Source organism: Arthrobacter sp. EpRS71, from assembly GCF_001512285.1.
GTDB lineage: Bacteria > Actinomycetota > Actinomycetes > Actinomycetales > Micrococcaceae > Arthrobacter.
On sequence record NZ_LNUV01000006.1, the window covers coordinates 2555833 to 2577897 of the forward strand.

At 60.9% G+C, this 22065-nt stretch carries 24 protein-coding genes and 1 pseudogene; 15 read left to right on the plus strand and 10 right to left on the minus strand.

The features are described from left to right. The first annotated feature begins 6 nt into the window (after positions 1-6). The 11 genes and pseudogenes from AR689_RS22290 (at position 7) to AR689_RS22335 (ending at position 9065) form a co-directional block, all read left to right on the plus strand. Entirely contained in the window at positions 7-438 is a 432-nt protein-coding gene (locus AR689_RS22290) for a hypothetical protein (protein WP_231745633.1), read from the plus strand. After that, entirely contained in the window at positions 419-730 is a 312-nt protein-coding gene (locus tag AR689_RS22295; RefSeq protein WP_017200351.1) for a hypothetical protein, read from the plus strand. Before AR689_RS22290 ends, AR689_RS22295 begins: the two co-directional genes overlap by 20 nt. Before the next feature lie 579 nt (positions 731-1309). After that, the gene (locus AR689_RS22300; protein WP_062073714.1) at positions 1310-2644 is read left to right on the plus strand and encodes a ParB/RepB/Spo0J family partition protein; all 1335 of its coding nucleotides are present in this window, start codon (positions 1310-1312) and stop codon (positions 2642-2644) included. A gap of 254 nt (positions 2645-2898) precedes the next feature. Beyond that, positions 2899-3276 (plus strand): hypothetical protein, encoded by a 378-nt coding sequence (locus tag AR689_RS22305; protein ID WP_231745634.1) that lies wholly within the window; start codon positions 2899-2901, stop codon positions 3274-3276. A 481-nt stretch (positions 3277-3757) separates the two neighbouring features. Then, positions 3758-5440 (plus strand): TnsB C-terminal domain-containing protein, encoded by a 1683-nt coding sequence (locus AR689_RS22310; RefSeq protein WP_062073715.1) that lies wholly within the window; start codon positions 3758-3760, stop codon positions 5438-5440. After that, positions 5434-6351: a TniB family NTP-binding protein gene (locus tag AR689_RS22315; protein WP_156424668.1), complete on the plus strand. Its 918-nt coding sequence runs from the start codon at positions 5434-5436 to the stop codon at positions 6349-6351. The genes AR689_RS22310 and AR689_RS22315 overlap by 7 nt, the downstream gene beginning before the upstream one ends. A gap of 20 nt (positions 6352-6371) precedes the next feature. After that, positions 6372-6833: pseudogene (locus AR689_RS23825) on the plus strand (TniQ family protein); the annotation flags it as partial. Between the two features lie 186 nt (positions 6834-7019). Then, complete coding sequence (locus AR689_RS23615; protein WP_231745635.1) at positions 7020-7295, plus strand: hypothetical protein; 276 nt, start codon at positions 7020-7022, stop codon at positions 7293-7295. A gap of 300 nt (positions 7296-7595) precedes the next feature. Further along, positions 7596-7862 carry a glutaredoxin family protein gene (locus tag AR689_RS22325; RefSeq protein ID WP_062073717.1) on the plus strand — a complete coding sequence of 89 codons (267 nt, stop codon included), beginning with the start codon at positions 7596-7598 and terminating at the stop codon, positions 7860-7862. 5 nt (positions 7863-7867) lie between these two features. Beyond that, a complete protein-coding gene (locus AR689_RS23470; protein ID WP_062073718.1) occupies positions 7868-8725 on the plus strand; it encodes a single-stranded DNA-binding protein in 858 nt (285 codons plus the stop codon). A gap of 85 nt (positions 8726-8810) precedes the next feature. Continuing rightward, on the plus strand, positions 8811-9065 hold the full coding sequence (locus tag AR689_RS22335; protein WP_062073719.1) for a ParB family protein: 255 nt from the start codon (positions 8811-8813) through the stop codon (positions 9063-9065). A gap of 13 nt (positions 9066-9078) precedes the next feature. Here the strand turns inward: AR689_RS22335 and AR689_RS22340 are convergent, their stop codons facing one another. Further along, a complete protein-coding gene (locus AR689_RS22340) occupies positions 9079-9300 on the minus strand; it encodes a hypothetical protein (protein ID WP_062073720.1) in 222 nt (73 codons plus the stop codon). 114 nt (positions 9301-9414) lie between these two features. On the opposite strand from AR689_RS22340, the gene AR689_RS22345 reads away from it, so the two are divergent. Beyond that, complete coding sequence (locus AR689_RS22345; protein ID WP_062073721.1) at positions 9415-9771, plus strand: hypothetical protein; 357 nt, start codon at positions 9415-9417, stop codon at positions 9769-9771. Positions 9772-9774: 3 nt separating this feature from the next. Here AR689_RS22345 and AR689_RS23220 read toward each other — a convergent pair whose 3' ends face one another. From AR689_RS23220 to AR689_RS22360, 3 genes are all read right to left on the minus strand, one after another. After that, positions 9775-10119: a hypothetical protein gene (locus AR689_RS23220; protein ID WP_231745636.1), complete on the minus strand. Its 345-nt coding sequence runs from the start codon at positions 10117-10119 to the stop codon at positions 9775-9777. A 404-nt stretch (positions 10120-10523) separates the two neighbouring features. After that, positions 10524-10832 carry a hypothetical protein gene (locus tag AR689_RS22355; protein ID WP_062073723.1) on the minus strand — a complete coding sequence of 103 codons (309 nt, stop codon included), beginning with the start codon at positions 10830-10832 and terminating at the stop codon, positions 10524-10526. A gap of 30 nt (positions 10833-10862) precedes the next feature. Further along, complete coding sequence (locus tag AR689_RS22360; protein WP_062073724.1) at positions 10863-11564, minus strand: hypothetical protein; 702 nt, start codon at positions 11562-11564, stop codon at positions 10863-10865. Between the two features lie 229 nt (positions 11565-11793). Here AR689_RS22360 and mobC point away from each other — a divergent pair, with 229 nt between their 5' ends. From mobC to AR689_RS22375, 3 genes are read left to right on the plus strand one after another with little or no spacing between them, the layout of a single operon-like run. After that, positions 11794-12186 carry a plasmid mobilization relaxosome protein MobC gene (gene mobC / locus AR689_RS22365; protein ID WP_197412944.1) on the plus strand — a complete coding sequence of 131 codons (393 nt, stop codon included), beginning with the start codon at positions 11794-11796 and terminating at the stop codon, positions 12184-12186. A 2-nt stretch (positions 12187-12188) separates the two neighbouring features. Beyond that, positions 12189-13829: a relaxase/mobilization nuclease domain-containing protein gene (locus AR689_RS22370; protein ID WP_062073726.1), complete on the plus strand. Its 1641-nt coding sequence runs from the start codon at positions 12189-12191 to the stop codon at positions 13827-13829. Between the two features lie 31 nt (positions 13830-13860). Further along, entirely contained in the window at positions 13861-15090 is a 1230-nt protein-coding gene (locus AR689_RS22375; RefSeq protein ID WP_062073727.1) for a hypothetical protein, read from the plus strand. Positions 15091-15558: 468 nt separating this feature from the next. Here AR689_RS22375 and AR689_RS23475 read toward each other — a convergent pair whose 3' ends face one another. The 6 genes from AR689_RS23475 to AR689_RS22405 form a co-directional block, all read right to left on the minus strand. Continuing rightward, complete coding sequence (locus tag AR689_RS23475; protein WP_197412945.1) at positions 15559-16440, minus strand: Rv1352/Rv1906c domain-containing protein; 882 nt, start codon at positions 16438-16440, stop codon at positions 15559-15561. A gap of 538 nt (positions 16441-16978) precedes the next feature. After that, the gene (locus AR689_RS23225; RefSeq protein ID WP_062073729.1) at positions 16979-18328 is read right to left on the minus strand and encodes a GmrSD restriction endonuclease domain-containing protein; all 1350 of its coding nucleotides are present in this window, start codon (positions 18326-18328) and stop codon (positions 16979-16981) included. 533 nt (positions 18329-18861) lie between these two features. Continuing rightward, a complete protein-coding gene (locus AR689_RS22390) occupies positions 18862-19509 on the minus strand; it encodes a hypothetical protein (RefSeq protein ID WP_062073730.1) in 648 nt (215 codons plus the stop codon). Between the two features lie 133 nt (positions 19510-19642). After that, the gene (locus tag AR689_RS22395) at positions 19643-20740 is read right to left on the minus strand and encodes a HigA family addiction module antitoxin (protein WP_062073731.1); all 1098 of its coding nucleotides are present in this window, start codon (positions 20738-20740) and stop codon (positions 19643-19645) included. 13 nt (positions 20741-20753) lie between these two features. Then, complete coding sequence (locus AR689_RS22400; protein WP_353611614.1) at positions 20754-21134, minus strand: type II toxin-antitoxin system RelE/ParE family toxin; 381 nt, start codon at positions 21132-21134, stop codon at positions 20754-20756. A 91-nt stretch (positions 21135-21225) separates the two neighbouring features. Then, positions 21226-21990 (minus strand): YfbU family protein, encoded by a 765-nt coding sequence (locus AR689_RS22405; protein WP_062073732.1) that lies wholly within the window; start codon positions 21988-21990, stop codon positions 21226-21228. Positions 21991-22065 lie beyond the last annotated feature (75 nt).

Genomic DNA, 22065 nt, shown 5'->3' on the forward strand with positions numbered 1-22065 from the left:
GACGCCATGCTTACCCACCGCATAGCTCTTTACATCCCGTCGCGACTCAGCGAGAACGTCACCGTGGCCAGCCTCGATGCCCGGCACAGCAGCCTTCAAATCCTCGTCGGCGGCGGCCTGGAGTGCATCGCCAGAGGCGACTGGCAGGTCTACCTGAACGCCGAGACGCAAACTACCGGACCATCGAACGTCCGCGCCGCGCAGCTGCTCCACGAAACCGGGCTTGATCTGCCCGTCACCGGGAACGCCGTGTTCCTGGGCCGGGAAGGTCTCAGTCATGACGTCGACGTTCCGGAGTACTTGATCCGCCGTGCCGAAGCACTCTTGGACACCCGGCTGACCCAGCCAGCGGCCCAAACCAAGAGGGTGGCCGGGACCAGCTCCCGGCCACCCTCCCAAGTTTTGAGGAAACAGAACCATGACGAACTTCTGGGATGAAGACGGCGATTTCGACTACGAAGCCCACCACGAGGCAGGCCAACGCGACCAAGCAGCCGATACGGCCGCAAGGATCGGCTACCCGGGAATGGCGGATGCTTTCTACTACTTCGGGCTGCAGGGCAAACCGGATGCAACCTTCACGCCCGAACTGCTCACGGCGTTGGATACGTGGCAGGTCCAGCTCGAGAAAATAGAAGCTGCCCCGGCCGACGAGGAAATCAAGGATCTACAGCGCCAGACCGAGGAAGCCACCAACGCGATCCTCACCAAGATCGACAGCGCCACGTAAGCCGGTCGGGCCGTTCGCCTTTCGTGGGCGGGCGGTCCGCCGCAGGTGGCCGGCTCTTGTGGGTGGTTGCCGGCGACGGACCGCCGTTCCCGCCCAAGGGCCGGCACCACTCACCTGGTGCGTGCGGCAAGCCCGGGCCGGGATCGGCCTGGGCGGATCCCCCGCGGACCAGGGAGAGCATGCTCGCGGGGCTCGCACCCCTTTGGGCGTCCACTCCGCTTCGCTCCGTGGCCGGCTGTTGGGCCCGGTCCCGACGTCGCAGAGCTCCGCCGTGCCCGGTCCTGTGTGTCTACGACGTTTTTTGGCTGCTGTCCTTCGGATTCTATGTGTCCGCTCCACCCCGTCTAGCCCCTCCGCAGGCTCCGGGGCCTGCGGTCCGAAAATTCTTTAGCCAGGGATCCTCGCTAGCTCGGATCCCGCAAGATTTTTCTGCCCTTGCCCAAGGGTAGACAGGCCTCCGTCGGCCACAGCTCCGCAAGCTTCGCCAGCAGCCAAAAAACAACGGGGGAGGAAAGAAAGCAGCTGGCCCGGGTCACACCGCTCCCTCACCAACCATTCCTCTGCAAAGGACACAGAACCATGAACGCAACACCCACGCTCGAACTGCTTGACCCCACCACCCTCACGGTGGACACCAACGTCCGCAAGGAAGCCGGACTCACCAAAGAGTTCGTCGCCAGCATCAAAGAACACGGCGTGCTCGTGCCCGTCGTCGCCCACCGGACCGAGGACGGAACCGTGCACGTCCTGATGGGACAGCGCCGCACCCTTGGAGCCGTTGAGGCAGGAGCGGCGACCATTCCCGTGCTCGTCGGCGCCAGCCCCGAGGAAGCGGAACGCCTCGCCACGCAGGTAGTGGAGAACGACCACCGCAGCGCACTCACCGACAGCGACCGCGCCGAAGCCTTCCACCAAATGGCACTGCTGGGAGTGAGCGCCAACGTCATCGCCCGGAAGATGGGAGCCAAGAAAGCAGTGGTGGAAACCGCGCTGAAGGTCAAAGCGAACGCCACCGCAGCCCAGGCACTGGACCAAGGCCTGACACTGGAACAGTCCGCCGTGATCGAGGAATTCGCAGACGACGCCGACGCAGTGGCAACGCTCGAACGCCTCGCCACCGAGAACCCCGGCAACTTCGCCCACCGGGCGCAGCGGCTCCGCGACGAGCGCAAGAACAACGCCCTGCTCGCCGAAGCCTGCGCCGAGGCTGCCGCTAAAGGCCTCACAGTGCTGGAACAAGACCCCAGCTACTACGACTACAAGGGACCCGCCGCCCTGATCTCCACACTGACCACCCCCGAGGGCGAACGCCTCAGCGAGACGGACGCGGACGCGGTCTACATCGGCATCGGATACAGCGGTTTGATGACGAGGTTCGCCGTCGCGGACTGGAAGGCCCGCGGGCTGCGGAAGGACGGCAAAGCCCCGGCAGGAGGGATGACCGACGAGGAAAAGGCCGCACGACGGGAGGTCATTGAAAACAACAAAGCCATGGATTCGGCCGAGGTGGTACGCAGGGAGTTCGTCAAAACCCTGCTGGCACGCAAGGCCCTGCCAAAGAACGCCCAGAAGTTCATCGCCCACGCCAGCTACATCCTGACCAAGGCCTTGAACAAGACCGAACTCACGGCGGAACTGCTGGGCACCGGCACCGGGTACGGCGAGTTCACGGCCTACGTGGACAAACCCACCACCAAACCCGAAACGGTCACCCTCGCCACCATGATCACCGCCTACGAGGCAAACATCGATCGCACGAGCTGGCGGACTCGCTACAGCGACACACGCTACTACCTCACCCAGCTCACGGCATGGGGATACGAACCCAGCGACGTCGAAAAGATCATCCTCACCGACCCCGAGACAGAAACCGAGGAAACCACGGAAAGCGCGGACGAACCCGAAGCCGCCTAGACCCCCTGCCGGGCGGAACCCCCACCGCCCGGCAAGGCCCCCGGCCACTCACCACGGCGGGGCCGGGAACCTCCCAAACGTCGGGCGGTCCGCCGCCCAGGGCGAACCACAGCAGCCAATCACCAGCGACGGACCGCCGTTCAACGCCACCAGGCACACGCAAACAAAGTGCCGCGCCGTCACGTCCACTAGGACACCTTCACTATCAGTTAAGAAATCTTTGTCAGAGACCCCCTTTAGGCTCATCCCATGGCATGGCAGCACAGACAGGAATCACCATGAACACGCAGACACCCCCAGAGGTCACTCTCGTCGAGCTCTTCCCTGGACTGCCTCCAATCCTTGACCAAGTGGTGATGGGGGCGTTGATCTTCTCGGCCGTTGCCACAATTTATCTGGGCATCGGATGGATGATTGCCCACTCCAGAATGGAAGACCTTGATGACGACAACGACACCACGCCGTTCCACATCGGCTTCGTCACCGCCATCTCCCTGCCCCTGATCCTGATGAACAACATGCGCAGCATTACCGGCCTAATCCTCGGAGCAGCGATCGGAGCCCTCCTCGCCCTGGGCACATACCTTCTCCTACGCCGACACCGCGCAACACACCCACGAACCACGCGCTGACGGGCAAGACTTCAGTCTTGTAGACTGAACCACAGATTTCCTTTTGCAGAGGGAAAAATTGAAGGGCCGGCACTTACAGTGCCGGCCCTTCACCCTTTAACCCGAAAACATCAGCTGATGAATGAACCCGCACGAGACCAGTGCAGAACAACCGGTAACGTCCCCCATGGGCCAGGACATCCGCCGCCGACCCACCATCCACTGGGGAACAGTTCCTTTCAGCCGGGACCACACACTGGGGGATCCGGGCGAACCTGACACAGGCACAAGAACCCAACGCCCAGGGCAGCTGTCAAAGAGGCCGGGGGAGAGGTCCGATGGGCTACTAACCGCGATCTTCCTGTCATCTTCAGAAGCTGACGGCACAAAGGCCCCTGTAACCCCGGGAGTTGTGCACAGGACTCTTGAACACTGGTTGCTCGATAGTCCTGTGCATTATGGTGCTTTTGTTCGGTACTCCTGTTCCTAAAAGGAGGCAGGCATGGATGCTGATCAGAGTCGTCTTGCTGCCGATGGGCAGTTGACGATGTCGGATGCCGCATGGGAACAGGCCAAGAATCGTGCCGCGGTGATCGGGGCGTTGGCGCAGCGCCGCACCCCAAGTGCCGCTGCTGTTGACCAAGCGGCCATGGAACTTGGTGTTTCCCGACGCCGGATCTACGTGTTGCTTGCCCGGTATCGCCAGGGTTCGGGTCTCGTAACGGACCTTGCGGTCCGTCGTTCCACAGGAGGTAAGGGTCGAAACCGACTGCCGGAACCGGTTGAAGAAATCATGCGCGACCTTATCCGCCGGCGGTTCCTTACGCGACAAAAGCTGAGTGTTGCGGCACTTCACCGGGAGATTGGCAGGGCTTGTGCACTCAAAGGTTTGAAGCCCCCGACGCGGAACACGGTGACTCGGCGTATATCCATGCTCAACCCCGTTGAAGTGGGACGACGCAGGGAAGGGCCGGATGCCGTGAGGACCTTGCAGGCCGCGGGCGGTGAAGTGCCGCTGATCAGTTCGATCCTGGAGCAGGTACAGATCGACCACACGGTCATTGATGTGGTCATCGTTGACGAACGGGAACGTCAGTCGATTGGCCGCCCGTACCTGACCGTGGCCGTCGACGTCTTCAGCAGGGCCCTCGTGGGCATGGTGGTGACGCTGGAACCTCCATCGGCTGTTTCGGTGGGATTGTGCCTGGCCCACACCGTTGGGGACAAGCGTCCTTGGCTTGAGCGGCTTGGCGTGGAGGTGGATTGGCCGATGAGCGGCAAACCGAAATCGTTGTTTCTGGATAATGCGGCAGAGTTCAAGAGCGAGGCGCTGCGGCGTGGCTGCGAGCAGCATGGCATCAGGTTGTCCTATCGGCCACCGGGGCAACCCCACTACGGCGGCATTGTCGAACGCGTTATCGGCACGGCCATGCGCAGGATCCACGAACTTCCGGGAACAACCTTTTCCAACCCGGGGGAGCGGGGCCGCTATGACTCGGAGAGGTTGGCTGCCTTGACGCTGCCGGAGCTTGAGAAGTGGCTGGTACTTGCGGCTGCCAGTTACCACGGCAGCGTGCATAAGACCTTGGGACAAACCCCGGAAGCCAAGTGGGCTGCCGGGATAGCCGCGACCGGGCTGCCCGCCGTTACCGCAAACCAGACTTCCTTCCTTGTGGACTTCCTCCCTGTCATCCGCCGCACGCTGACCCGAACAGGCTTCGTCGTCGACCATGTCCACTACTTTGCGAACGCTCTGAAACCGTGGATCAGCCGCCGCGACAAGCTGGAGCCGTTCGTCATCCGACGAGATCCACGCGATATCAGCCGGATTTGGGTGTTGGAACCGGACGGACACCACTACGTGGACGTCCCGTACCGGTCGATGGCTAACCCTCCCATCAGCACATGGGAGCACCGGCAGGCTCTGGCCCGGTTACATGATCTCGGCGCCACCCAAGTGGACGAAGCAGCACTGTTCCGGATGATCGACCAAATGCGCCGAGTCAGCGAGACTGCCGTGAAAACGACCAAGCGCATCCGCAGGGAAACCGAACGTCGCAAACATGCCAAGAACCCGGGCCGACCAGACCCCGTACCTTCAAAAGTCCCACCACCGGACACACCACGCAGCAAGGACCCGGAAGAGGATTCCGTTCAACCCTTCGAACAGATCGAGGAATGGTGACCGTGGAAGATAACGAGACCGGGGATTTGTCGCATCTGCACCCCGTATCGCGGGAACTGGCAAAGCTGCCCACCGAGGAGAGGGTGCGGCGCATCCGAGCAGACCGGTGGATCGGCTACCCCAAGGCCTTGGACGCCGTCGCACGTTTGGAAATACTCTTTAGCTGGCCGAAGAAGCAACGCATGCCAAACCTCCTGCTGGTCGGCCCAACGAACAATGGCAAGACCATGATCGTCGAGCGTTTCCATCGAATGCATCCACCTGTAACTGGCCCGGACGGCGAAAACATCCCGGTCGTGTGCATGCAAATGCCCTCGGAACCCTCGGAGCTTCGGTTCTACACTGCCCTCCTTAACGCGATGGGAGCGCCCTTCCGGTCAAACCTGCGTCTACCTGAAGCCGAACGTCTGGCCCTCTCACTCCTTCGTGAAGTCGAAGCCCGGATGCTCGTGATCGATGAGTTCCACAACGTTCTGGCTGGCCACGGTGAGAAACGACGCGAGTTCCTGAACCTGCTCCGGTATCTGGGCAACGAATTGCGCATCCCGCTTGTCGGCGTCGGCACACGTGAGGCCTACTTGGCCGTCCGGTCCGATGACCAGCTTGAGAACAGGTTCGAACCGTTCATTCTGCCGCTCTGGGAAGTGGGCCTGGAGGCCAGGTCGCTGTTGGCCAGTTTCGCCGCGGCATTCCCGTTGCGCTTACCGTCGGTCATCGAAACCGAGGACATGGCCAGGTATTTGCTTGCCCGCAGCGAAGGCACCATCGGTGAACTTGCCCACCTTCTGACGGCTGCCGCGGTCGCCGCCGTCGAGACCGGCGAGGAGAGGATCAACCACCGGACCCTGACCCGGGCAGACTACATAGGACCATCGGAGCGGCGCAGGCTATTCGAAAAGCAGCTCCAGTGACGGTGGTGCGGCGCTGGCCCGTGCACCCGGCGCCTACGCCCGGTGAGGCGCTTTCGTCCTGGCTTCGACGGATCGCCGTCCGCTATGAAGTCCACATCGAAGACCTCGTCGTCGATCTGGGCTTCTGGCCCGGCCGGGCCGCGGACCTGGACACCTGCCCACCCGAACGTTTCGCCCAGGAGCTCTCCACAAGAACCGGCGTCGATGCGCACCGGATCCGGAGAATGAGCCTCAGTGGCTGGTCACCCTGGCTACTTGACCGGACCGAACCGGATCCCGGGACGTTTGCCAAGTACACGCGACAGTTCTCCGTGCTGCTGCCAGCGGAAATACGGTGGCCGCGTGAGATCTACCCGTGGATGCCTTGGTGTCCAACTCGCCCGGCAATGAGGGCGTGCCCGCATTGCATCGCGACGACGGCGCCTCCCCACCCTTACGAATTATTGTGGCTGCTGCCGCTGACGCTTAGCTGCCCGATTCATGGATGTCTTTTGGAAAAGTGGACTAAGTCGGCCAGCTACTTCGGGGGCTGGGAACGCAGGCCGCCAACCCCAAGGCCTGTTCCTGCCACGCTGTTGGCGATGGACACCAGAACCTGGCAGGCCATGGCGACGGGGAGAGTCCAGCTGCTCAGCCAGCAGGTCCCTGCCGGGATCTGGTTTCGATTAATGCGCACTATCATCGACGAGCTGGGCGCACCCCTGACCGAATGCCGGACAGCTAACCGCATGATCATGGGGATTTGGAAACAGGCCGGCCATTCCGGACGGGTAGGACCCCTTAAATGGCAACCCCACGAAGGCTACTCAATCGACAGCCAGCTCCGGACACTGGAGGCAACGGCGACAGCAATTCAACTTCTTGAGAGCGACGCCCTCACCGGCAGAGGCACGAACACCGTCTTCTTCCGACCGGCAACGGCCCCGGACAACGGTTGGCCGTGAGGACCAGGGGAACGCTTCGATGTCCAACGTGGCAACGGAGACCTTGGCTGTAGACAGCTGCTAGGGAAGCCGGGATGGGGGCAATGCACAGGACTTGTGACATTTGTGCCGTTAGCTTCTGAAAGTGACACCTACTGTCCGCAACACCAAACCCGCCACTCGAAACACTCACAATTGACCCCAAAAAGCCCTAGAATGCAGGGCAAGAACCCTTTTTATTCGAGTGGATAACGGTAGAATTGAGGTAGCAAGTCAGCCAGACGAACCTAACTAAAACTGATACGAAACCGAGGACTGAAAATGACTGCTTCCACCGCCGCATATACGGTCTACACCAAGCCCGCTTGCCCGAACTGCGACCGGACGAAGGAATACTTCGACTCCAAGGGCATCAGCTACGAGGCCGTGGACATCACCGAAGTGCCGGCCGCGCTGGAGTACATCACCGTAGAGCTCGGCTACTCCCAGGCCCCCGTTGTGGTGAACAACTCCGATGACCAGGACCACTGGTCCGGTCTGCGCCGTGACAAGCTCGTCCAAGCGGCCATGAGCCACAAGGCAGCGTGAGAACCATGACCACTCCGCACCCTGTGGACGGGTTCAAGATCAGCCCCCGGGTCCCGTTGGAGGTTGACCTGTTCCGGCAGACCACCCCCAGCGGCAGGGTCTACCCCGACGCGAAGGAAGAACCCTTCGCCGGCTACTACGGCATCCCCTCCGGCGTCGAGGACGACCGGTACCTGGCAGCGATCAGCCGCGCCCCCATCGGGGCCGGCGGGCTCTGGGACGAACACACCGCAGACCAGCACCAACCCAACGACCTCACCCACGACAAACCGGGGGGGACCGAACCTCAGAACGAAACCAGCACAGACACCGAGAACACCACCAGTACACGAGGAAAAGGAACCATCATGGCCGGCGAAACCACCATTACTGTCATCGGAAACCTCACCAACGACCCCGAACTCCGGTTCACCCCGTCGGGATCCGCGGTAGCGAACTTCACCATCGCATCAACGCCCAGGACCTTCGACCGCCAGGCCAACGAATGGAAGGACGGGGAGACACTCTTCCTGCGCGCCAGTGTGTGGCGGGAAGCAGCTGAGAACGTCGCAGAGTCCCTGACCAAGGGCACCCGTGTCATCGTCTCGGGCCGGCTCAAGTCCCGGTCCTACGAGACCAAGGAAGGCGAAAAGCGTACCGTGATTGAACTTGAGGTAGACGAGATCGGTCCCTCCCTCCGGTACGCCAACGCGAAGGTCAACCGGACCCAACGCAGCAGCAACCAGGGCGGCGGAAGCACGGGCGGTTTCGGGAACCAGCCCAACACCGGGCAGCCGGCCCGGCAGGAGGACCCATGGGCTGCGAACTCATCGGCGAACGCCGGTTCCTGGGGCAACGGCCCCGACTCCGAACCCCCGTTCTAAACCCCGTGTCCCGTCGGGGTCGGTGACCAGGGCGGCCCCGGCCACGCACGTTCACGCATCAGGATTCAGGAGAGCCGTAGTCACGATGAAGTCGACCGAGAAGAAGGGCCCTTACTTCACCGAAGAGGACCTGGAACAGATCCGGGCAGCCGTTCAAGCGGTCGGGAAGCTGGAAGGGTATGCGTCCATTACGGACTTCGTTGAAGCAGCTGCACGGCGGGAACTGCGACGGCTGCAGCGCAAGTACAACAACGGACGGAAATGGCCGGGCATTGAAGCCGGACAACTGCGCCCCGGTCGACGCACCCGGGAAGAAACCGCCCGTTACGAGGACCGCTGATTCTGTGCGTGGGCTAGCGCGGTTTGTATGTCCACCGCCAAAGCAGCCCGGCGACCAGGGCGTTGAGGAACGTGATGAACAGGTCGCCGGCAGCTGGCCGTCCGATCAGCAGATCCACGGCCACCAGCACGAGAGAGGCACTGGCGGTAACAGTGAACACGACTGCCAGAAGACGCAGCCACCTTTGATCGGGGCGGCCGGTGTCGCCGGGTCTGAACCGCGCCGGTTCATTCATGCCCCAACCCTACTCAGGGAACGACAGAGCGCCAGCAAAGCCGCCGACGGTTCTTAGTAACCTGAGACTGTCGGTAGAAGTTCACGGTAGAACCGCTGCGCCAGGAAGAGGCTCATGCCCAGCCGCAAATCGCGAAACGACGGACACCGCTCCCACGGGCGGCGGGTCTTGATTCAGGACGTGATCCCGTACGAGGTGGTCGAAAACCTTGATGCTCTGCGAGGCCCGGGGGAGGGCGTTCTGACTCTTCCTCAGCATGTGTATTGGGGACCAGTACCGGAATGCGATCTGAGCGAGCCCGAAGGAGTTATCAAGGCGTACCAGGCGATCCTTCGCGAAGGCACCAAGGCCGATCAGGAGCGGTTGCTCAATGCGGGCCTGTTGGTTCGGGTCTGGGCGGAATTGATGCTGCCGGTTCGTGTCCGGGTTCTATGGGAAAGTAGCTTCCCGCAGCTGGTACAGCAGCCGTAGTTGTTATTGAATCTGCCACGGCTCCGGGGTTTGCCAGCGGGCGAAGAATTTGTCGACTTCCTCTGTTGATGTTTGGTCAACGGCCAACCATTCCGTGGCTGCCTTGCGCCCGATCTTCTCGCAGGCTTCTTCGGACATTGGGCCCCGTGGGTCATCGTAGAAGTCGCTGACTTCCATCCAGAGGTTATATGCGCCGCCAGCGTGGGAGCCGCCCCTGAGCTCGCCGATGAACTGCTGGGCTTGGTCCATGACGAGGTCGTAGATTTGCCCGGTGTCGGCCTGCAGCACCTGGTGTGCCACGTCCGTCATTGTGCTCAGAAAGCGGGACTCAAGTCTGGGGTCGTCCATGGGGTGTCCTGTCGTTTCTGCGTGCGCGGCGGACGGTACGTCTTGGATGAAAGCGTCCAGTACCTCGACGTGAATCCCCCGGCCGTTTGAGAGGGCTCCCGGCACTTCCGGCACTCGTGGCTGCAGGCCCTGGCCCGGCGCGACCGGTGTGTATCGTCCCGGCTGAAAGAAGCCAACCCCTTGGGGGATGCCCCGGCAGCGGTCGGTGTGGACCATGGGAATCCGGTCCGTTTGGCGACCGGGCACGTGAGGAGGTTGTGCACGGCCACCGGTCACTTTAGTGAGTGTTGTCCCGGCGGTGAGGTGTGGTTGTGTGCGGGCGGTCAGGTGGGTCCCGTCGTCCACATGGGTGCGGGAAAAGCCCGAAGGGTTGAGCTTTTGCCGTGCCCATGTGGACGAGGGGCTTAGTTGCTGTGGGAGTTTTCGGGCCCGGTCTGCGGCGTGCCGGTCGGGGTTTCTGATGCTTTGGTTTGGGTCTTGCGCCGGCGGGTTACCGCAGCTGGTTCCAAGCCGAGTTTCTTGAGTTCGTCTTGGCTCCAGCCGTCTTTGGTGGCTTTGACGTAGGCGCGTTTATCTTCGCGCTCTGCGTCTGCGAGTTGTTCCTTGAGGTCGGTGACCTTTTGGCGTGCCTTGACGAGTTCTTCGACTGATGTGATGCGTGAGTTCAGCAGGGCTCTGGCTTGGTTTTTGGTCTGTTCGATATCGATGGGCATGTTCTGTGGCGCCTTTCTGAGGTGGTGGTTTTAGCGTTTATGCCCGGAGCGAAGGTCCGGGGTGTTCAGGGCGCTGCTTGGCGCAGCTGTTGGAGTGTCGGGGTTCTCTGTCAGTGCCGTTGCCGGATGCGCTGGGAACGAGCGGAGGTACGTGTTTGACAGTGACGCTGGTGGCGTCATTTCAACCGGCGCGGAACGTAGCTGGAGGGGTTCGTGGTTGTTCTGGAATTCCTGCATGACTTCGTTGGCCGTGGTGCGTTGGTAGGCGGTCGTGACGTCGTCCTGGCTGGGGATTTGGCTGGCGGCGAAGGCTGCGATGGCGTCGGCGTGGATGTGCACTTGAGAGGGAGTCGTTTCACGGATTGCTGCGTGAAGTGCCGGCAGCAAAGCCTCTTGGTGCGGAGCAAGAGTGACTGCCGTAGGTGCTGGACCGTAGCCAGCTGAGGGGAGCGGAAGGTACAGGTGGACTTCCTGTGCGTCGTTGGCCAGCAGGACGGTGGAGCCTGTGTGTTCTTTAAGGTGACCGGTGGTGACCTTGTCGATCATGAGCATGACGGCGTAAGCGTCGCCGTTGAGGCGTTCTGTTACGTCGTACCAAAGCGCGCCGCGTGGTTCCTGGGGAACGGCCCTGAGGTTGATCATCAGGGTTCCGCGGTCAGTTCCCGGAGTGGGCTGGTAGGTGACGCTGTCTGATGGCAGTTCGAGTGCCTGGTCGATGTTGTGTGGACGCATTATCTCCCCCTGGATTCGCCGACTGTGCCACCAGCCTAGCGACTGCGGAGAGACTTGTCAGCAAACAGGCGGAACAGGCCCGCCGAAAGCAGCCGACGGAGCAAGCTATACATTTACACGGGTGTAAGTGGCTTGTCGTCCTCGACACTGGCGGTCGAGTACGGCACACTTGTCAGTGTGGTCCCCAGTTCGGGGTCGCTGCGCTGGGCCTTTGAAGGGAGGGATTGGGATGTCGGACGAGGAGAGCACTCACCGTCCCAATCTGTCCCGCCGTCGTCGTGCGAACACTCCGGCAGGAACAAAAAAGCGCCGTGACGTGTGGGTCACCGCGGAAGAGGAAGCGGCTCTCGTTGCGCGGGCCGAACGGGAGAAAGTGACCATTCCGAACCTGCTGGTTTCCTCGGCCCTGGCAGAGCGCACTGACTCACCGACCGAGCGCCGTGCCGTCATCGCAGAACTGATGCAGTTGCACAACCTGTTGGCGCGTTCGTCGAACAACATCAACCAGCTCGCACGGCAGGCCAACGCCACGAGCGAGTTCCCTGTCGAGGCCCGGGAAGCCCTGAAACATCTCCGTTCAGTGGCCATGCGGATCGACGACGCAATTGATGGGTTGATGTAGGGATGATTCCGAACATCACCCGCGGTTCGCGCATGGGCGGGCTCATGGTTTATCTCGCCTCGACCGACTCCGACAAAACGAAGAATGCGCACACCGATCCGCACCTGGTGGCCGGCGATGCAGCCATCATGGCGTGGTACGACGACGGTGTACTGGATCGTGATGATGCCCTGGCAATTGCGAAGCACCTGGACCAGCCGCGCAAGGCTTATGGTGTGTCGGTTCAGATCAAAGACATGCAGTGGGACGCGGCCAAGAAGGAACGCGTCCACGTTGGTTACAAGGACGCCAGCGTTTGGCACTGTTCGTTGAGTCTGCGCGCCGAAGAGGGTGCGCTGACTGACCAGCAGTGGGGCGATATTGCCAATGACTTTGTCGACGCGATGGGCTTCACCTCAGCCAGTGGCAAGGCCCAGTGCCGGTGGGCTGCGGTCAACCACGGCACCAGTGAAAACGGCAACCACCACATCCACCTGGCCGTGTCCCTGGTCCGTGAGGACGGCACGAAGGCCTCCACCCACGGGGACTACAAGAAGGCGCAGCAGACCTGCCGGGAACTGGAAGTTAAGTACGGGCTTGAACAACTCTCCACCCTGCACGCCACCCGAGGATACGACCGCGCCGAGAAGGCCACGGCCGTCCGGGACGAACGGGAAATGCACAGAGCTTCCCTGGCACGGAAAGTCCGCGCCAGTGCCAGCGCTTCGGCAACTGAAGGTGAGTTCGTTCGCCGCGCCCGTAACACGGGGATGTTGCTTCGTCCGCGCTACGCGAAGAACACCACCGACGTCATCGTTGGGTACTCCGTGGCCGAACGACCCAAGCCGGGGGAGCGGCCTATCTGGTTCGGCGGCGGCACGCTCGCATCGGACTTGAAGCTTGGTGCTCTGCGTGAAGAGTGGATGGACTCTCCGCAGCTCGCCACCGAAGCTGCAGCCGAATGGAACGCCGCAGCACGCAACAAACGCACCGTCTCCAAGACCGGACCAGAGAACTCCGTACCCTCTGCCCAGGTATGGGTGGAGTACACCCGCAACGCCACCGCCCTGGCAGAACAACTACGGTCCATTCCTCGTGATGATCACGCGACTTGGGCTAAGGCAGCGAGGGATGTTTCCGGCGCCTTTGCTGCCTGGTCTTACCGATTGGAAACAACACCAGGGCCGCTGGCCGCCACCGCAGCTGAGCTGTCCCGCACCGCCCAGCTCCGCGCACCCAAGACCCACAGCAAACCGATTGCACTGCCGTCCATTGCCGGGACAGCCATGTTGTTCATGGCGGCATCGAGTAAGAACAAGACGGCCGCGCAGACCGCGCTCATGGTGCAGCTGATCAACACGGCCTTCGCGGTGTACGAAATGCACGCCCAGTCCGGCCGGACGCGTGAGGCCCAGCGCATCCGAGCAGTCGTGGAAAACCAGATGGCACCATTCACAGCCACCATGCCAAAGGCCGTACTGGTAGGGGCCGAACAACAGCCAACAACGGAGTCAACAGTGCCGCTACGCGCAATTGATATCGCACGCCGGGGAATGGTTCCCATCCGTCCTGGATCCGCGGTTCCTACAACGCCGACGGCGGCGACGCCAGCGAAAACCCATCAGCCCGGCCGGCGGGACGCCGGCCAGGGGTTCGACCGATAAGAATCACACCACTAGTGCAAGGGGAACACCAATGAGTGAATCAGACGGAATGGACGATGTGCTGGACGGCGGACTGCGACAGTCCCTGATGATCGCCTCCCGCATCGCCGAGACCCTGGCGCGCAAGCGTCAGGAAGCCCAGCGCCAACAAGAACACATGGAAACACAAGCAGCGCACGAAGCCGGCGCACGCCTGGCAGCCGAACGCAGCGCCGCCCATGCAGCCTTGGCCCCTCTGGAAAAGGACAAGTGGTGGGATAAGGCCCAGCCGTCCGACATCGCCACCGCCTACACCGTCGCGGAAGGGTGGAAGGGACACGATCCGGCCGCCTTAGCGGCGTCGGAGAAGATCCGCCAGGAAGTCGTGGCACGCTACGGTATCGACACCCATGACGTCGGGGCGGACACCGCTTATCTGGAGTCCGTCGTCCAGGCAATGACGGACGGGAAAAATCAGCAAGAAGCCCTTGCTGCCAGCCAACACGAAGTACAGAAAGCGGCAGCCGAACACGAAAAGGCCATGCAGCTGCTCGCAGCGGCCCGCACCGAAGAACTCCGTGCCCAAGCCGCGAAGTTCGCACCCGAAATGGAACGCCACCAGGTACCTGTTGAGTACCTTGCCGACCCCGCCATGGCAGAGGCGCTGCAGCTGGCCCAGAACGCTAAAACCCCGAAAGCTGTGGTCGCCGCCGACGCCGAAATCAAGGAGCGTATGTTCCTGATCGGCAAGGACGGCGTTAACGGACCCGACATCGACCAGCTCCGCAAGGAAACCGCAGCGAACGTCAACGGCGCGAGCGAGGAGCACTTCAAAGACCCTGCCTTCGTGGACGCGGCCAGGAACCTGCACGAAGCGAGACTTCTCGCCGAGGGTGGATTCAAAGGCTCCGAATTCTCACCTCTGGAGCAGCGGTACGAGAGGGCCGAGAAGGAACTCTTCGCCCGCATGGAAGGCGTCGGCCGCGAGATCGAGAACCGAGTCACCGGCAACGACAGCAGCCGACTCAGAGACCAAGGCTTGACGTCCGAAACCGCTGCGCAGGCCAGCTACGGCTCAGCCGAACATCACGAGAATTTCGCGGAGTCACTCGCCAAGACCGGTGCCAACGAAACGCAGATACGCGGCCGCCTCGCAGCCGCCCGGAGCGAGGGAACCCACCCCAGCGCCGCCGTGACAGCAGGGAAGGCAACCAAGGCCAGAAAATCTCGTACGGGGGCAGCTGTGGGCGCTGAGCGTGGTAAGAGCGGGCTGTCCCGTTAGTAGGGTCTGAGGACATGAGTTCTCAGACCCTTCTCTTCAGTTTTTCCTTGAGTAAGGTAGTCGCGGTGGGACAGTGCCCAGATGTAGAACGACAGTCGTGATGATTGACAAGATCAGTGGCGCCTCGCTGCCGCCCGTAGCGAGGGCGCACACCCAGCGCAGCCGTCACAACCTGCAAAGCGCCCAAAGCCCGGAATTCTCCTGATGGGAAAGCCGTCGGAGCGAGAGGAGTAAGAACGCGTCGAGCCGTTAGCGCAGCACACGGGAGCCGCGGCGGCTGCCTTCTCCTCAGCCCGAGCTGAGGATCGGCAGACGTGGAGATCATGATTGGATGTTCTGAACCATTTCGATTTTGGAGCGGTGCTCTTACTCGCAGTGAGTTCGCAGCACAATATGAACGACTACTAGGCGGAGAGAGCAACGAGAGGTCGGGCTCTTTGCCGCCAGCCTCAGGTTCGCTGTGAGGTCTTAGCCGATCTTGGTCCAGGTGCCGCAGCGGGATGACTCAAAACCTTCACCGGCAAAGACTGTTACGGTCACTCCATCGGGAGCAAAGCTCACAAAGTTGTTGTCTATGATGTCCCCGCCTCCAGTGTTGCGCGACCAGTAGCAGTCTTTGACGCCCGCTTTGGTCTTCCACGTCCCGGGTTCCATGGTCTGACCGACGATCTTTGTACCGTCGCTCACTTTCACCGCAGTGATCTCATGCTGCAGAATTGCTGCGTGCGGCGCGTCGGGGCATACTGTCAAGGCTGCAGCTGCTTCTGACTTTCGCCACTCAGGCCGGGCAACAACCTGGTCCGCATAGTCGGGCTTCACCTTTGCGCAGAGCAGCATGACGTTGCCGACGGTGGCGGAGGGGACACTCACATCGCCTCCTTTGGATGCAACGAAGTCAACGATCTTCTGTTCCGATGGCAGCAAGGGGACCTTGCTGTAAGAGTCCTTGCCATCGATCTTTACATAGCAGTCTCCACCGCTGCTGTAGTCGCCACTGGTCCAGATTTCTTTGTAAGACTTGTAGATAGGCTGTTTGCTGCTGTACATCCCACAGGTATAGGTATATCGCTTGGCGATTGCGGCCTCCTGTTCAGCAATGTCGGCAGCTTTGCGTTTAGCCTCGCGGGCGACTTTAAATTCTGCCTCCGTCATGTTCACCGTGATGTAGATAGTGTCGGTGTCAGGTGTCTCGCCGGCGATGGGTTTCATCGCGACTGCCATGACTGAATCGTCGGGAATGATGTTGGTCGTCCATTCCTTGCCATCGCTACCAACGACGCGCGCGAAATATTCGTCGTTGTTGAGCGTGGTCCGGGCGGCCAAGTAGGTCTTGCCGACGACATTGGGCACAGGTTTCTGCGCTGGCGACGAGCTCGCGGAAGCAGTGGGTGTCTCGACTGACTGGACTGATGCTGGGCTAGCGCAGGCGGAGAGGCCGAGGGTCAGCGCTGCAGTAATGAATATGGTGTGACGGAGTTTCATAAGATCCCCAGGGAGCAGTGAGTGATGGGCATTTTTCCTGCTTGCGTGAGCAGGTCGTGTTGTGGCACCGAGATGCGAGCAGGTTCCCTCTGAGTTGGGCGAATTCTGACGGCGGGGGCAGTCTGGCCGGGGAGACTTTGGCCATGGAAGCAGCCGCATTTGATGGTCCGCTGAGGGTGCCTAGTTCCTGCACCTCTGCGCCGAAAAGCCAAAGCACCCGGCGGGCAGACCCGGCTTTGGCGGTGTCTTCGGTGCAGTACCTGACGGAGTGTTCGGCTGGGGTCTAAGCTGTTCCAGACGTCCGTCAGGCATCTGTCCCCCGGCAGGCCAGGGGACAGATCATCGTGAATGACCTCTGATACCGCTATGAAGCGCGTGGATCATTCATTCGATGGTGCGTCGCCCATTAGTACCAGACGGCTACGCCACCGTGGCGCGAACAAGTCCCTCGACGGTTTGCGGAGTACGAAAGTGTTCCGTCGTTGCATAGGGCTGTTGCGCCTGCTCCAGGTGCTGGGGCGGGAGCCGGAGCGGCGGGGGCCGGCGCTGCCGGCACAGGTGCCGGAGCTGGGGGAGCCTGTACAGCCGGAGCGGGTACGGTCGCCGGAGCAGGCGCCGGCGCAGCGGGAGCTGGAACCGCTGCCTGGGCGGGCGCCGGTTCCGTGACTACTGGCGGCGCTGCGCTAGCGGGCGCGGGAGCCGGGGCTTTTTCGTTGGTGGGTACGGTCTGGTCCTTGCAGTCGCCCAGTACCTTAGCCATGGCGTCGTGTTCTGCCTGAGTAACCCACAAGTTGTAAGTGGCTTTGACCGAGATCTGACGGGCTACATAGTCACAGCGGAAAGTCTTGTTCGGAGGAAGCCATGTCGCGGCGTCCCCATCGCTCTTTTGCACATTTGTTGGGCCGTCCGTGGACTGCAAATTCAACGGATCGTTCGCGAAAGCGGTTCGCTGTTCGGCGCTGAGCTGCTGGGCACCTTTTTGCCAGGCGTCGCTGAGGGCTACGACATGGTCAATCTGTACGGCCGCGCTCGTGTTCGAGCCCCTCACGAAGCTGATGGTCTTCGCGGTGTAAGGGTCGACCAAGGTCCCGGCTTGGATCTTGCACTGCACGGAATTCGTGAAGATGACCTGGGTGAGGTCGCGCTTTAGCGTGTCGTTACGGGTATCGCATCCGTTCCGGTCAACATCCGCCCACGCCTGCCCAAACTGATCACGGTCATACCCGGTCTTCGGCGCCCTTCCCTTGACGGGGAGAGCCTCCAAAAGCTCTGTTGCCTTGGTTGAATAAGCGGGCTGCGTGTGGGGCGCCTTAAACGTAGCTGCCTTAGCCAGTGCAGTCGTCGTCTCAGGATCGAGCGGAGCCCCTGTGTCCGAGGGGATGGGAGTGGGTGACGGGCTCGGACTCGCATCGATAGCTGTTAGCTTCTGGGCCTCTGCTGCTGGGGCGGAGGCTACCAGGGGCTCTTTTGATTTGGTGGGTAAAACTGCCCCGCCGATGATGAAGAGCACCAGCGCGCCGGCCAGAACCGCTGCGCCCGCCCTTCGGCCGCCTCTGATAATGGCCCAGGAACGCCGTCCTGTTGCCAGGACGTAAAGGCCCGTAAGAAGAGCCGTGAGCGCGACCATGATCAGGGCTCCACCGAAGCCCGACGAAAACGCGCCACTGACGACAAACAGCAGGGCGAGGATACCGACGATGATCGTGGACTTATGTACCCGGAAGGAACCCGTCCCGGACGGTGTGCGGTTAGACAAAGAGTGATCCCCATTTCGAAACCGGGCAACGTCAGTCGAGGCCCGTGCATGATGCCGCAAAGGCACCCATCGGGATCTTAGTATCTGAATTACAACATTGAGATTTGCGCCCGGATTATTACATCCGGGCAGCTCTATGGAAAGTCACAAGGGCGCGCCCAGTTCTCCGTCAGTATCCGCGCCAGGGGGGCGGGCTAAGTGACGTTTGATTTCATTTGAGGCGTCGACGTTCGTGCTGAATCCACTGCCGGTATCGCCGTTTGCGGTCTCTGACCAGCACATGTGGCTCCAGCCTGAAATGTCAGGTTGAACTCTACGAATCCCGCAACAGCGTGTTTACGTAGTGGCTCTTAGGCTCTAATCTGACGGAATTCCCAATGTCGCCTGACGTCAGCCTAGGGTGTGCTCCACACTGACGAGCGTGTCTGAAAAACAATCTATGACGCCACCCGATTTTTCCTTTGAGACACGGCCTGCCCGCGTCGCGGCAACAGCGCCATTGAGCTGACTCTCGATCAACCTGTCCACCTAAATCAAACCTGGCCTGCGTCCGGACGGGAATCCGATGCCTCTTGTGCGACGGCGGCCTTTTTAGAGTTCTCAGCCTCTAGAGCCATTAGGGCTTCCCATCCTGCAATGGTCTCTTCCCAGTCGACTTGCGCTTCCTGGTGTTTGCTTCGGTACGTGTTCAAAAAGTCCGGTTCGGCATTGGGAGGTTTCTCACATTGGGTAGGGAGCTTGTCGCAAAGAACATGCGCTCGAACCAGCGGACCGATCCAGCGGTTTACGTCCTCAATGATGCCCGTAACGGACTTGCCCAAAAGTATCTCGAAATCTGGTGGAGGTCGCAGGAAACTGACCGCCTCGGCAACGGCGTCCCGCAGAGGGGCGTCGTCGATGTATCTGGCGTGATGTTCGATCTTGGCTAAAACCTCAGCAAGCTCGTCCTGGCCTTCTTGCGTCAGATCGAATGAATCGTGGATGCGGCGCCGCCGGCCGATGACGAGGGCAACTGCCAACTGTGATGTGATTTCGCGGGCGGAGTCATGCGATAGCTTGCGCCGTTCGGTCACACGCGTGGCTTTGTCGGTGCGTTTACTGGCGACGTATCCGCCGAATAGCGTCAAGGCCCCGCCAATCAGCGGTCCGATGACAGGCTGGATGAGGGTGACGGGGTCCAACGATGATCCTGTTCTGAGAGTGGGTGGACTGTTGCACCGTGCAGTACGTCGTGTTCGACATTTTCTCGGGCGAGGGGACATTCGTGTCGAGCAGGAATATCCGTTCAGTCTCGTCTTTTAAGGGTGCGCGTCCTCACTTGCTGAAAGTACCTGCGAGATCCACGCAGAGTCGATTGCCGTACTGATAGCTGAGCATTCTCCGACGGTGCATTTGATGAACTGCGACACCAGGGGAAACGCCGATACGATTGGCGGCGGCCGCGATTTCTCCGTCGCGAGTTAGGCCAGATAGCTCCGCCAGGCCTTCTTCGCCGAGCAAGGTCTCCAGAGCGAACTTATTTGCAGCCTTCTCTGCAGCTCCAGTGCGCTTTTTTTCAGTGCTGTACTCGAGGTGCATTTCGCCTCGAGGGTCGTTTAGGACGTGGCCGAGTTCATGAAAGAGCGCCCAAATGACGAAGCCATCCTTGCCCCAACGTCCGGTCTGCTGAATCACGGGCACTCGCTTGTCGATCCAGCGGGTCATTCCGAGGAGGGGGAACTTCTTGGGCGGTTCGACAACCATGAAGACCACTCCCACACTGGCAAGAATGGTCGCCATGTCCTGGAGCATCGTCGAGTCAGGGGCCGCGGCTCGCGCGCGCAGCTCGGGAAGGGCGGCCCGGAGGTTCTCCGGCTGATAATCGTAGCTCCGGCCACGTTCAAATGGCTCTTCGAGTTCCCCAGCGCGCAGCCAAGTCGTTAGTAGCGTCCGATCGATAGACGCTCCTGAGTCCTTTAGCGCCGCCAAAGCGTAGTCGCCTGTTGAAGCGACCTCGTGTAGGTGCACATATGCCTCCCAAGTCCCGCAACGATGGAAGGACAGGAAATCCGATACCAGCCTGCCAGGGGAGCGCTTGGTCGCCTGTGTCGCACCGACGCTGCGGAGGTAGGCCACTGCGCTCGGGTCGATCTCGTCGACGTATACTGCAAGGTTTTCCTCATCGGCAATCCGTGCCTGGTCTGCTCGGTATGCAGCCTCGTACCTGAGCCACGAGCCGGTTGGGACGCCGGTGACGCGTTCGAGCCGCCGGGCAGTGTCGGGGGTGATGGGTGCGCGCCCGTTGACGATTTCATTGATCTGTTTGCGGCTGCATCCCACAAGCTCGGCTACGTGCTGCTGAGACAAGCCATGCTCGTCGATCCATTCCTCGAGGTATTCGCCTGGAGCGACAGCATAGTTGGTCCCGGTCATGGCTTCCCCTCTTTCAGTGATCGTAGTGGTTAGAGATCTCAATCACGGTGACGGTCACAGCTTCGCGTGCCTGGGTGGATCCGTCAGGCTGGACCAGTAGTCGGTAGTTTGCGCTGAGCTTTCCGGACCAGAGGCCGTCTAGGTTGGCGCTCAGTGGATGCCAAGCCCCGAGGGGGTCGTGGTGGGCAAGCTCGCCGACTGTCTCCGCTGTCCTTAGTGCGTTGATGCGCAAGCGGAGCCGTTTGGCGATGTCAGAGCGCTTCTTTTGCATCTCACGTTCGTCCATACATAGCTTTTCGAGCTTCTTGTCTTCGAACCTTACTTCCAAGCGGATGTCACCGATCTCGTTACAGTCTAACGCAAGTACTGGGAATATTATGCCTTGGCAGAGCAATCGGGGGGCTGCCCTTGGCGCTGATCATCGTCGACTCAACAAGGTGCGTGCAAGCAATTCCGGTGATCCGCACGTGCTGCTCTTGGCCCCATTAATTGTGCTTCCGGTTTGACGGGTGGACGCTCGCCTCGGCGATCTGCTGCAGCTCGTCGGGGGATAGGAAGTATTCCATCCTGTTGGATCCGCGTCCCCGGCTGTCCATGATTCGGCGGTATTCGGCCAGCATCCGCAAATAGACATCGAGCATTCGGTGGTGCGAGTTACCGTTGTCGTTCCTCTCAAGCTGAGGCTTCAGCTCCGTCCAGCGGTCGTCGTTCATCAGGAAGTCTACGTAACTGGCCATATGGCCTTCGAGTGCATCGTTGTGGTCGAACCCTATGAATTCGAGTCTGAACCTCAACTTGTCGGCCACCGCCGTGCCCTCTTTATCGAGGCGCTCAAGGCTGTAGGTGATGATGCGGAACATGTCGAGGATATCGGCTACCCGAGTGCAGTCTCGCTTCGAGAGTTCGGTCTGAAAGCCCGCTGTCTCGAACCAATACTCACCCGTGTATCCGGCCTCCAGGATCTTTGCCCGCATGAGTTGGTATTCGCGGTTCCCGTCGTCATCGTTTGCGTCTTCCGGCAGCACTCGGCCCAGGATTCGGTGAAGCAGGGATAGAACCTGACGGTCAATGATCCTTAGGCTGTCTTGTGCGGGTTCGTCGCCGTGCTTGGCTTCTCGCTCGAAAACGGGGACTACGGCCTCCATGACCAGATTGCGAACGTACTCGCTTAAAGTCACACCTTCGTCGTCCGCCATCTCCTTCAGCTGATCTCGTATGCGGTCTTCGATGCGGATGTTAAGAACTGCCATCAGGCCCTTGTCTCTCTACTCGATTATTTACGTATGACGATAACTGTAGTTGCGTCATACAGGCAAACCAAGAAC